The following is a 12,159-nucleotide window of genomic DNA, read 5'->3' as shown; positions in this document are numbered from 1 at the left end:
CTAATTTGAATACACTTCTTCTTTCAATACTCCAACATAAGGAAGATTACGATAATTTTCTTTGTAGTCTAAACCATAACCTACTACAAACTCATTTGGGATAGTAAAGCAGGTATAGTCTGCCTCAATTTCTACAACACGTCCTTCTGGTTTATCCAACAAGGTTGCAATGTTAACAGAAGCTGCTTCTCTTGCAATAAACATATCTCGCAAATTCTTCAAAGTTTGACCTGTATCAATGATATCTTCTACAAATAGAACATGTCTTCCTTTAATATCTTGAGTTACATCTTGCTTGATATTGATGACACCACTACTTGCTGTTCCACCATGGTAGCTAGAAACCATCATGAAGTCCATTTCAATATGTGTATCAATATGTTTAACCAATTCAGCCATAAAAGGAATAGATCCTTTTAAAATCCCAACTAAAATTGGATTTTTTCCTGCATAGTCCTTGGTTAATTGAGCACCTAATTTTTTAGCCGCTTCTGTAATTTCATCGTGTGAAACTAGGATTTTTTTAATATCGTTTTCTAACATTTTTTTACCTATCTATTTTTTCTATATAAAGTACAGTGTTCATTATATCATTTTTCGTGTTTTTACTCAAATTACTGGTCGCAATTCCCAAAATTGAGACAATTTCACCAAATTGCTCAATAATCAGAGCTGATTTTCGCTTTTCCATAGGGATTTTCAAATCAATAAATAGACGTCTGAGTTTTTTTCTATGCCCATTTTGAATCAAAAAATCTCCTGGTTTTCGATGACGAATGTGTATAGATGTTTCCCGTGAAACAGGTACCTGCTGAATTAATTCACCTTCTAATGGAATTCCAAAGGAAAATGAATATCCTTGATAAGATACCTGATTTTGATAGTGTAACACAAATTCATCTTCCTTTTCATCAGCCTGCGGACTGATTTTACAAATCTGAAACTGTTGGTACTCTTTTATCAATTCATAGCCATTTTTAAGTGGATGACGATACTGGCTTTTAGTTTTTAAAATCTGTCGAACTTCATCAAACTGAGCTTTTGTAAGATTCAAATCTGGAAAACAATTCAGATAAGTTTGGAGTAAAACTCTTTGTGTTGACTCAGAATAAGAAAATAACTGCTGTAAATTTTCCACATCAATATTGTTAGATAATTCAGCTATAGCTAAGTCATAATCTAAAATTTCATTTCCGATACTTAAGATTGCATCTCTAAACCGAGGATTTTCTTTTTCTAATTCTGGTAAATAAGAATTTCGAATACGATTGCGAAAATAATGATTTTCCTGATTTGATATATCTTCAAAGTGAGAAATTGTTGGAAAGTCTGTTTTCGGAAAATGCAAGAAGGGACGAATGATTTCTATCTCTCCGACTACTTGCTTCTCCTTAATTCCTGATAGATAGCGCAAACGAGTGCCTCGAATCAAACGCATCAAAATCGTTTCCACCTGATCATCCGCATGGTGGGCAGTGACTAAAGCTGTCGCACCTGTCTTTTTCATGACCTCTTGAAAAAAATCATAACGAAAATTTCGTGCACGCGCTTCTGAAAATTCTCCTGAAAAATTGCTGACATAAATAGGAAGTCTAGCTTCAACAGCTAACTTCCTTAATTCCTTTTCTTCCCAATCTGATTCTACTCTCTGCTTATGATTCACATGTGCTAAAATCAGTTCAATTTCTAACTCTTTTTGATAAGTAGATAATACCTTAAATAGAAACATAGAATCTAACCCACCAGAAAGAGCTAGCACCACTTTAGTATGCTTTTTGAAATATCCCTTCTTGAGAAAATGATTTAAAAAATCTTGTTCCCTCATTTTAGAACCTCATAAACATCCTTGGCTATCTGAGAAATTGTATCATAATCAGAATTCTTAGTGAAAATAGAAAGAATAAATGGAGAATCTGCATAGACAACACCCGTATCATGCTTAAATTCATCCGCATCTCCAATTTTATGAGCTACTTTAACAGAAACACCTTTGGCAATTCTCTGATTATCAAAATCTGTTTTAGTCAAAGAATCCAATACAAATCCATTTTGGTTATAAATAGCTTCCATGACTTTCCCAGCCATTTTAGAAGAAATCAATTTTTCTTTTGGATCCCAATCATCTCCCATAATAGCAGACATCCTAGACTTGAATGTGGCATCAGATTGATTTGAAATGTAATATCCCAATAAATTATGAGCTACATTATCCGATTCTTTAGATACTTTTGTGATTAAGTCCTTGAGAGAATACTCTTTATTATCCTCTTTTTTAGGAAGACTACCACTTCCCTCTGGTTTATAAGAACCTGGAAAATCATTGACTGCAGATACATATTTTACAGTCGTGTCTAACTGATAAAGACCCTCATTTATTTTTTCTTGCGCATAATAGAGATAAGGGAGTTTCAAAACACTAGCTGCATACATCTTTTCATCTTGATTGATACCAGCTTCTTTTCCAGTAGTCAGTTGCTTAACATAAATAGAGAAAGAATCTTTCTGGTATTTTTCCGATAACATTTCTTGAACTTTACTCATCCGATTATCTTCTTCAGAAGTTGATTCCTTATCTACCCATCCAGCCTGATCAATATGTAGAAATTCTCTTCCTTCTACAAACATTATCTTGTCAATTGATACTTGTGAATAAGCTGATAAGGATGATTTCACTTCTTTTAAATCATAAGGACTATTGTACAGTTTAAAATCAGATTCTAACCATACTTTTTTGATTGTTGGAGTCACCTCTGACTGATCATATAAAAATCGTTTGTCCGCAGCTATAAATTGATGATTTGATAGCTTAAATACCGGAATCCCTTGTTTATTTAAGCGCCACTCAGTTATTTGAAAACTTGTTTTGGGAGTCAATTTTCCAGATTCCACTACTAAATCTTCATTCGCATAGACAGGGATCTCTCCATAAACCGTGGGAGAACTTAATTTTTCTCTAAAATAAATACCAAAGTCAGATTGTGAAAGGTAATAAATTTCTTTCGAAGTATAGACTACTTCTTTTTCTGTGCTAACGACTTTTGAAATGGTCAAAAAACTCGGTAGCAACAAAATAATTAAGAATTTACGCATTCTTCCTTTCCTTTTCTTCTTGTAAACGCAATAATTGATTTTTATCAGCCAACTCTTCCAGCTTTTCATCCGATAGACTCAAAAATTGCTCAATTACGTCTAATAAATTTTCCATTTTATCACCTTTGAAGCAAGTCAGGAATCGTATAAACTATTTCCCTCGACTTAGAATAATAGTACTTCGCTCGTGTATATTTGGCAACATAATCCTCGTCTTTCAACTTTGTAGCAAATGCTGTCTCCTTATCCTTTTCATCACTCAAAGTTTGATACTGAGTTTGCAAGTCTGCTAATTGCTGACGTCTTTGGAGTAATTGCTGATAACTCTGCGCTAAATTAAAAGTTGGCAAGATAAATAATAGCATAATCAAAATCAATACCCACCCCATAAAACGATTCCGTTTTTGTCGTTCTTTCATCAGGTAGCGACGACGTTGGTGTTCATTTTGAATAAAAGAATTATTCAATTGTACAATATTTTTAGACATTTTCTTCTACCCGTGTTTCACTGATAATTTCATACATGCCTGCTGCATCTTCTTTTTTTGTACTATCTTTCATCTCTAGTACTTTTACAAGTAGCAACTTGTTTCCAAAACGAATTTCAACTTGGTCATTAACTTTCAAATCCGTTGAACTTTTGGCCAAGATCCCATTCACCTTGATTCTGCCTTTATCTGCTACTTCCTTTGCTACTGTACGACGCTTGATAATTCGTGATACTTTTAAATATTTGTCTAATCTCATCTTTATTACCTCAACTTATTATTGTACCATTTTTATCTATTTTTTTTATAGAAGAAAAATATCAAATGGCATTTTCTTCCTTCGACTCTTTTATCTCTAATAAACTTTCTCCAAAAATTATCAGACCTTCTAAAATTTCATAATCTTTCTTATTTTGAACATCAAATACAAGCTCCATTGCTCCTTCATTCTCAGCTATGGCTGCTTTTAAGTTCGTTGCGGATAAAGCTTTAAAATAATCTTGAGCTAAAAACAGTCGTTGGGTGACTTTTTCGAATTGAACTGTAATTTTATTATCTTTTCTTTCCACACGTTGAACAAAGATCTTGTCCAAATATGACTTGACTAAACCAATCTCTAAAAGATAAGCAACTACATCTGGGTATTCTCCAAAACGGTCCATCAGCTCTTCTTGTAACTCTTCATAATTGACACGGTTGTCAATTTGACGAATTTTCTTGTAAATTTCAATCTTATGTCGTTGATCAGAAATATAAGTATCAGGAAGATAGGCATCAATTTGTAAAATCAACTCAGAATTCCCTTTGATTCTTGTGTTCCCATTACCATGTCGTTTAGCAATAGCTTCCTCTAGTAACTGCGAATACAATTCAAAACCAACAGAATCAATGAAACCAGACTGGGATTTCCCTAAAAGATTTCCTGCTCCACGAATCGAAAGATCTCGCATAGCAATCTTAAATCCGGAGCCCAATTCTGTAAATCCTTTTATGGCTTCTAATCTCTTCTCAGAAACTTCACTGATTGATTTTTCTGGACGATACATGAGATAGGCATAAGCAATACGATTACTACGACCGACTCTTCCTCTTAACTGATACAAGGTTGACAAGCCCATATGGTCCGCATTTTCAATAAATAAAGTATTAGCATTTGGAATGTCCACCCCTGTCTCAATAATGGTAGTCGTCACCAAAATATCGTATTGTCCCTCAATAAAGTCTAATAGAGTATTTTCCAACTGGATTTCACTCATGCGACCATGAACATAACCAATCGAAGCCTCTGGAATCAACTCCTGTAATTCGGAAACCTTCTGGTCAATCGTGTCAACTTTATTGTAAAGATAGTAAACTTGACCTCCACGCTCCATTTCACGCAAGACAGCATCACGAATGACACTATCATTCTTTTCTAAAACATAGGTTTGAACAGGATAACGATTTGTTGGAGGAGTTTCAATGACAGATAAATCTCTTATTCCCAGCATAGACATGTGAAGGGTACGAGGGATTGGCGTAGCTGTTAATGTTAGGACATCCACTTGTTTCTTTAACTCTTTCAAGGTTTCCTTATGCTTGACACCAAATCGTTGTTCCTCATCAATAATCATCAAACCCAAATCAGCAAATACAACATCTTTTGATAAAACACGATGTGTTCCAATCAAAATATCTACTTGACCATTCTTTAGTTTTTCAAGTGTTTCAGTCTGCTCTTTTTTACTTCTAAATCGGCTCAACACATCAATATTAACTGCAAAATTTTGGAATCGTTCCTTAAAATTCGTGTAGTGCTGTTGCGCTAAAACCGTCGTCGGAACTAGAACGACAACCTGTTTGTGATCATTGACTGCCTTAAAGGCTGCACGCATAGCAACTTCAGTCTTTCCAAAACCAACATCCCCAACTAAAAGTCGATCCATTGGTTGAGAATTCTGCATATCCCTCTTGATTTCCTCAATACTACGAAGTTGATCATCCGTTTCAACATAAGGGAAAGCATCATCAAAGGTCTGTTGATCCTCATCATCAGCTGAAAAAGCAAAGCCCTTCAACTGGCTACGCTCAGAATAAAGTTTGATTAAATCGTCTGCTATATCCTCTACCTGATTCTTAACTTTTTGCTTAGCCTTTTTAAAATGACCATCATTTAATTTATTAAGTTTTGGCGCTTTCCCATCACTTGAAACATATTTAGACAGCAGATGAATCTGTTCTACTGGGATAGAAATTTGATCACCATTTTGATATTGAACACTGACATAATCTCGATGAAGCCCCTTGATTTCAATTGTTTCAATTCCTAGATATTGACCAATTCCATGAATATGGTGAACAACGTAGTCCCCTTTTTCAAGTTCATTATAATCTTTTAATCGCTCCGCATTCGAAACATGTTGTCTTCGAAAACGACGTTTTAATTTCTTTTGAAAAATCTCATGCTCAGTAATCACCAGAATTTTTTCATCTACAAAATGAAAACCATGTCTGAGATTGCCCTCGATTAAGTTTACAGATTCTTTACAGATACTTGACTTATCTCTAGAATCCAATTTAATCTGGTATTCCTCTAACACATCCTCCAATGTTTTACTTCCCATTGAATTGCTAGACTGCAAGATAATAGTGTAGTCCATTTTTTTATATCGTTCAATTTCTTCTTTTAGAAAAGAAAATTGATTGAAAAATTCCTGCATGGGATATTGATTAAATTGATAAATTTTGTCAAACTTGAGATTTCCTAAACCTTTTTGAAGATTAGAGAAAAAGGTCACTGGACTTTGTTTTTTATAGATTTGTTCAATATCAGCAAAATACTGCATATCAGAAAATGCTTTACTATTCTGTAATTCTTCTGTAAAGTATTGTGCTAATTCTCTTTCAAAGACTTCATACTGATTCATCAATTTCTGGTAATCATCAAAGAATATTGGTATGCCTTTTTCAATATAATCAAAGACAGTCCATGTCTTATCATAGCACAAAGATAAAAACTTCCGAGAATCTGCATGCATTTGTTTTTGATGAAAACTTGAAAGAATTTCTTCTAGGTAGGATCTCAAAATAGGTGATAAGGTCTTCGAAATGTGTTTTTCTAAAGCTGACTGTCCTCGTTGATAATTCTTTTCTTTCAAAAGCATGTCGCTAGCTGGAAAGATGGTGAGTTCTGTCTGATTTTCTTTCGATAATTGTGTTTCTACTTCAAATGACCTAATACCATCAATTTCATCACCAAAAAACTCAATTCGGCAAGGTTCTAACTGGGATATTTCAAAAATATCTAAAATATCTCCTCGCAGACTAAATTCGCCCTGAGTTTGTACTTGAGTAGCTTTTCGATAGCCTATTTCCTTTAACTGATGGATAAGCGCGTGTTGGTCATATTCTTCACCAACTGTTATTTTTACAATACTATCTTTAAATGCAGTCGGAGAGGGTAAAAACAATCGACTTGCTGCAATATTACAAACTAAGATCCCTTTCTTAGATGGATCACTCAAAAAACGCAAGGCTTCAACCCGTGAGATGATTTTTTCTTGCGAAGACATCAAAAACTCGACCATAGGGGAGTCATCTACCAAAAATGGATAGACAAGTTCCTCACCCAAGATAGAAATAAGATCACTAATAAGCCCTTCTGCTTCTCCATAAGTTGATGTCAATAAAACAATCTTATCTTCTTTCTTCAAACTACTAGCGATTGCTAAAGCTTTTGTAGAAGTTGACAAACCTAAGATTAACTGTCTTTTTTTATCTGTTAAATTTTGATGCCATTTTTGGATCTGATCATTTTCTGAGAATAAATCTAATAAGGTCGCCATTTATCCGTTATACCTCTGCATCGTTTTCTCAAAGTTTTTCTCTTGTAAATAATATTTTACAGCATCGTCAACCTTGTCAATGGACTGTAAAATACCGATATAGTCATCCTTGCCAAACTTACTCAAAACATGATTAACAACTGACATGCCGTTTTTGGGTCTTCCAATTCCAATCTTAACACGATTAAAGGCCTGGGTTCCAATATGTTGAATAATAGACTTGATACCATTATGACCACCTGCGGACCCCTTTGCTCTTAAACGAATCTTTCCAACTTCCATGTCAAGATCATCGTAAATGATGAGTAAATCTTCAATATCCAAACCATAGTAAGTCAATAAAGCATGAACAGCTTTCCCACTTTCATTCATAAAGGTCGTTGGTTTGACCAGATAAATTTTTTCTCCATTTAGGAAAAAGGATGCTAGATCAGCTTGAAATATCTTATCATGTGTAAAAGTGACATTCTGTTTCTTCGCTAGTTGGTCAATCAACATAAAACCAACATTGTGTTTTGTTTCAAAATATTTATCTCCTGGATTTCCCAAGCCTACAAGTAATTTGGTCATTTATTTGTCCTTTCAAAAGCCAAAAGGGTTGGAATTTTTTTCCAACCTAATTGATACTATTCATTAAATTTTTAGACATTAAAGCGGAATTCCATGATATCGCCGTCTTGGACGATATATTCTTTTCCTTCTTCACGCAAACGTCCAGCTTCTTTTACTGCCTTTTCAGATCCGTATTTTACTAGATCCTCATATGACATGGTCACTGCACGGATAAAGCCTTTTTCAAAGTCTGAGTGGATAATACCAGCTGCTTGAGGAGCCTTCATACCACGTTTGAAGGTCCAAGCGCGAACTTCTTTTTCACCAGCTGTGAAGTAAGTTCCAAGTCCAAGTAAGTGGTAAGCTGCACGAGTCAACTTGTCAACACCTGATTCTGTCAATCCAAGTGCTTCAAGAAATTCTTGCTTGTCTTCATCGTCTAACTCAGAAATTTCTTCCTCAGCACGCGCAGAAATAACTACTACTTCAGCATTTTCTGTCGCTGCAAATTCGCGAATTTGTTTGACATAGTCGATAGAATCTGGATCTGAAACTACATCCTCATCTACATTGGCAACATAAAGAACTGGTTTAGTGGTCAAAAGGAAGAGACCTTTGACAACTTTTTGTTCTTCATCTGTAAATTCAATAGTTCGAGCTGATTTTCCATCTTCAAGAACTGGTTTAATCTTTTGAAGAACATTAAATTCTGCCACTGATTCTTTATCCTTTTGCGTGCGTGCCATCTTTTCTACACGCGCATAGCGTTTATTAACCGATTCTAAGTCTGCAAGAATCAATTCTAGGTTAATGGTGTCAATATCGGCAAGTGGATCCACAAAGGCGTCTTCACGTCCTTGCTCGCGCATCACATTTTCATCATCAAAAGCACGAACTACATGAACAATCGCATCTACTTCACGGATATTGGCCAAGAATTTATTCCCTAGCCCTTCTCCTTTTGAAGCTCCTTTTACAATCCCTGCAATATCTGTAAATTCAAATGTTGTTGGAATTGTCTTTTTAGGTGTGATCATTTCCGTTAGTTTTTGTAGTCGTTCATCTGGAACTTCCACCATTCCAACGTTTGGATCAATAGTCGCAAATGGGTAGTTTGCTGCCTCTGCTCCTGCTTTTGTAATTGCATTAAATAGTGTTGATTTACCAACGTTTGGCAAACCAACGATACCTGCTGTTAAAGCCATATTTTCTCATTCTCCGTTTTCATTTCAATCCCTAATATTATAACACAAAAAGGAAAAACTTGCTAACTCTCTAACTAAGGGTTCTCAGTCAATAATTTTATTCATTTTTCGATCAAAATCATAGCGCCCCATCATGACAACATGGTCACAATTACTGCATTTTATTTTGATATCTGCTCCTACACGTGTAATTTCCCAACGGTTAGCTTTTTTTCCTGTTGACTTGATGGTGCAAGCATGTGGTTTTTTCATTTCAACAAAATTTCCAACTTGATACATACTATTCTCCTTTTCTTTTTCGATTATATCATAAAAGAGGCGAGCCAGGCTCAACCTCTTTCACTTAATTTGTACGAACTGGGGTGATAAGTTGCATGAAGTCTTCGTCAGTATCTGCTGGCACAAGAGTAAATGGACGAACAGCTGAGATAAAGCTAATGGTCACCTTTTCGCTATTTAAAGCCTTGAGGGAATCAATCAAATAAGTTGGATTGAAACTAATGGTCAAATCTTCACCAGTAACCTGATCAGTATCAATTTCTTCGTTTACTTTACCAACTTCTGGAGAGTGAACATGGGCGCTAACAATACCACCTTTAATTTCAAGTTTCACAGTACCATTTTGAGTCGCACTTGATAAAAGGCGAGCACGCTCCATTGACTGACGTAAGTTTACCACATCAAAAGTAATTGTAGTGTTAAAGTCTGTTGGAATCAAACGATCTGTATCAGGATAGTTACCTTCTAACAAACGAGTATAGAAGCTAATATTTTCGCTTCTAAAGAGGATTTGGTTATTGGCAAAGAAAATCTCTACAGTTTCGATATCATCTGTAAATACCGCTGAAAATTCGCGTAGAGAACGGCTAGGAATGACAACATCAAAATCATCACTATTTTTCTCAAGCGTTAATTTTTTCTGGCTTAGACGATGAGAGTCTGTTGCCACTGTTTTGAGCTCCTTGTGTTGACTCAATACAAAATGAACACCTGTCAAAATTGGACGACTCTCTTGTGTACTTGCAGCAAAAGCTGTTTCATTGATAATTTTCTTGAGTAATTTAGTTTCAAGAACTAAAGGAGTGCTTGCTGAAATTTCTTGGATTCGTGGGTACTGTTCGCTATCTTTTCCTTTTAGGGTAATTTCTGATTTGCCACTGGTTAAAACAATTTGATTTTGTTCAATTTCTTTAAAATCAAGAGTCACATCAGGTAGACTAGATACAACATTGATAAAGAAAGAAGCTTCAAGAAGGATCGAACCTAAAGAAGTAATTAACAAACCAGCATCTTCATTTTTTTGAGAAATAAAATTTTCAATTGAAATTTGACCATTTGAACCAATTAAAGTAACACCTTCGTTGGTCACGTCAATTTTTACTGTTGATAAAATAGGAATGGCATTTTTAGAACTAATAGCTCTCTTAGTAGTATTTAAGGCTTGTAGAAATAAATTTTTATTAATTGAAAAATGAATCATGGATTCTCCTTTATTTATTTTTAGTATTAGAAGGATAATAGTAATAATAGAGTCTGTGAAATCTGTGGAAAACAGACTTTAAACAAGTAATATCAAGTTTTTTGGTTTGTTTAAAAAATGTGGATAAAAAAGATAAAAAAGCGAAAGTTATCCACAAGTTATTTTATTTTCTTTTTGATTGATTCAATTTCTAAACGTAAATTATCGTCTTCGTCAATCAAAGATTTAATTTTTGCATGGGCGTGAATGACTGTTGTATGATCTTTTCCACCAAATTCCTTCCCAATTTTTGGAAGACTATTATCTGTTAGTTCTCTAGATAAATACATGGCTACTTGACGGGCTAACACAATATTTTGAAGGCGTCTGCTTCCCTTCATTTCTTTGACGCTGACACCATAAAAGTTACCAACTTCATTTTGGATTTTGTCAATTGGGATGACGAGCATTTGGCTAACATCTTGTTTGCGAGCTCTAATAGCTTCTGCAGCAATATCAATAGTGATATCCTTGATGTTTTTTACTCGGGCAATTAAAGTGATATCGTTGATAGCTCCCTCAAGATCTCGAACATTTGAATCAAATTGCCCAGCTAGGTATTCTAGAGTATCACTTTGGAAATTGTAGCCTAAATGTTCCGTTTTACTTTGTAAAATGGCAATGCGTGTTTCAAAGTCAGGAGGTGTGATAGTTTGGGTTAATCCCCAACTAAAGCGCGTGACAAGCCTTTCTTCGAGCCCTTCTAAATGTTTTGGACTACGATCACTGGTTAGGACAATCTGTTTTTGCTTGTCATGAAGGGCATTAAAGGTATTGAAAAATTCTTCTTGAGTTGCAACTTTTTTTCCGCTAAGTGACTGGATATCATCGATTAACAAAAGATCAAGACTGCGGTAGGTCTTTTTAAACTTTTCCATTTCCCCAAGTCTCAGGTGGTCAAGAAAGTCATTGATAAAACTTTCAGCAGGGATATATTTAACACGCGCATTTGGAATATTTTTTAGAATTTCATTTCCAATAGCGTTTAACAGGTGAGTCTTACCAAGCCCAGGTCCTCCATAGATAAAAAGAGGGTTATAGGTCAGAGCCAAATCTTCAGAGACAGCCAAAGCAGCTGATACAGCCCAAACATTTCCATCCCCTTGGATAAAATTATCAAAAGTATACTTCTCTTTTAATCCAGTATCCGAATAAGGAATAGATGCTAACTTTGGACTATAGTCATAAAGAGTTGAATTTGTAGCTTCTTCAACTTGTGAGATAGTCGTATCTTGAGGCTTGGTGAAAATATAGTTGGGAGTTATTTCAGCATCATAAATTTCAAATCCAGCAACGACAATAATATCTTTTAGTTGTTTTTCCCAGACCATTTCCATTTCAGAGCGAGGTAGAAATATAGTGGCAACATTTTCTTCTACCTTGATGAGTTCAGCTTGAATAGCATAGAAATCATACATGGATCGAGTCAGTCTTTCTTGCGCAAATTCTAAGATACGATTCCAAAATTGTTTTTCTTTCAA

General features: G+C 35.0%; 12 protein-coding genes. All 12 read right to left on the bottom strand.

Going from position 1 to position 12,159, the window contains the following annotated elements; translation table 11 throughout:
* Positions 1-543, bottom strand: a complete 543-nt coding sequence (gene hpt / locus ACLV7Q_RS00060) for a hypoxanthine phosphoribosyltransferase (RefSeq protein ID WP_000892176.1) — start codon at positions 541-543, stop codon at positions 1-3.
* Positions 544-547: 4 nt separating this feature from the next.
* Positions 548-1,825: a tRNA lysidine(34) synthetase TilS gene (gene tilS, locus ACLV7Q_RS00055; protein ID WP_218757892.1), complete on the bottom strand. Its 1,278-nt coding sequence runs from the start codon at positions 1,823-1,825 to the stop codon at positions 548-550.
* Positions 1,822-3,090, bottom strand: a complete 1,269-nt coding sequence (locus ACLV7Q_RS00050; RefSeq protein ID WP_050242874.1) for a serine hydrolase — start codon at positions 3,088-3,090, stop codon at positions 1,822-1,824. Before ACLV7Q_RS00050 ends, tilS begins: the two co-directional genes overlap by 4 nt.
* Complete coding sequence (locus ACLV7Q_RS00045) at positions 3,083-3,205, bottom strand: SP_0009 family protein (RefSeq protein ID WP_000429334.1); 123 nt, start codon at positions 3,203-3,205, stop codon at positions 3,083-3,085. Before ACLV7Q_RS00045 ends, ACLV7Q_RS00050 begins: the two co-directional genes overlap by 8 nt.
* A 4-nt stretch (positions 3,206-3,209) precedes the next feature.
* Positions 3,210-3,578 (bottom strand): septum formation initiator family protein, encoded by a 369-nt coding sequence (locus tag ACLV7Q_RS00040; RefSeq protein WP_218757893.1) that lies wholly within the window; start codon positions 3,576-3,578, stop codon positions 3,210-3,212.
* A complete protein-coding gene (locus tag ACLV7Q_RS00035) occupies positions 3,571-3,837 on the bottom strand; it encodes an RNA-binding S4 domain-containing protein (RefSeq protein WP_001234978.1) in 267 nt (88 codons plus the stop codon). Before ACLV7Q_RS00035 ends, ACLV7Q_RS00040 begins: the two co-directional genes overlap by 8 nt.
* A gap of 61 nt (positions 3,838-3,898) precedes the next feature.
* Positions 3,899-7,402 (bottom strand): transcription-repair coupling factor, encoded by a 3,504-nt coding sequence (gene mfd / locus ACLV7Q_RS00030; protein ID WP_218757894.1) that lies wholly within the window; start codon positions 7,400-7,402, stop codon positions 3,899-3,901.
* Entirely contained in the window at positions 7,403-7,972 is a 570-nt protein-coding gene (gene pth, locus ACLV7Q_RS00025; protein WP_218757895.1) for an aminoacyl-tRNA hydrolase, read from the bottom strand.
* A 71-nt stretch (positions 7,973-8,043) separates the two neighbouring features.
* Positions 8,044-9,159 carry a redox-regulated ATPase YchF gene (gene ychF / locus ACLV7Q_RS00020; protein WP_218757896.1) on the bottom strand — a complete coding sequence of 372 codons (1,116 nt, stop codon included), beginning with the start codon at positions 9,157-9,159 and terminating at the stop codon, positions 8,044-8,046.
* Positions 9,160-9,243: 84 nt separating this feature from the next.
* Positions 9,244-9,438: a DUF951 domain-containing protein gene (locus ACLV7Q_RS00015; RefSeq protein ID WP_000285186.1), complete on the bottom strand. Its 195-nt coding sequence runs from the start codon at positions 9,436-9,438 to the stop codon at positions 9,244-9,246.
* Positions 9,439-9,502: 64 nt separating this feature from the next.
* Positions 9,503-10,639: a DNA polymerase III subunit beta gene (dnaN, locus tag ACLV7Q_RS00010; protein WP_000581174.1), complete on the bottom strand. Its 1,137-nt coding sequence runs from the start codon at positions 10,637-10,639 to the stop codon at positions 9,503-9,505.
* Positions 10,640-10,797: 158 nt separating this feature from the next.
* Positions 10,798-12,159, bottom strand: a 1,362-nt coding sequence (dnaA, locus tag ACLV7Q_RS00005; RefSeq protein WP_411865973.1) for a chromosomal replication initiator protein DnaA, incomplete at its 5' end; no start/stop codon positions are given.

Source organism: Streptococcus mitis, assembly GCF_965111725.1.
Taxonomy (GTDB): Bacteria; Bacillota; Bacilli; order Lactobacillales; family Streptococcaceae; genus Streptococcus; species Streptococcus mitis_DV.
This window is presented reverse-complemented; position numbering and strand designations above follow the sequence as displayed.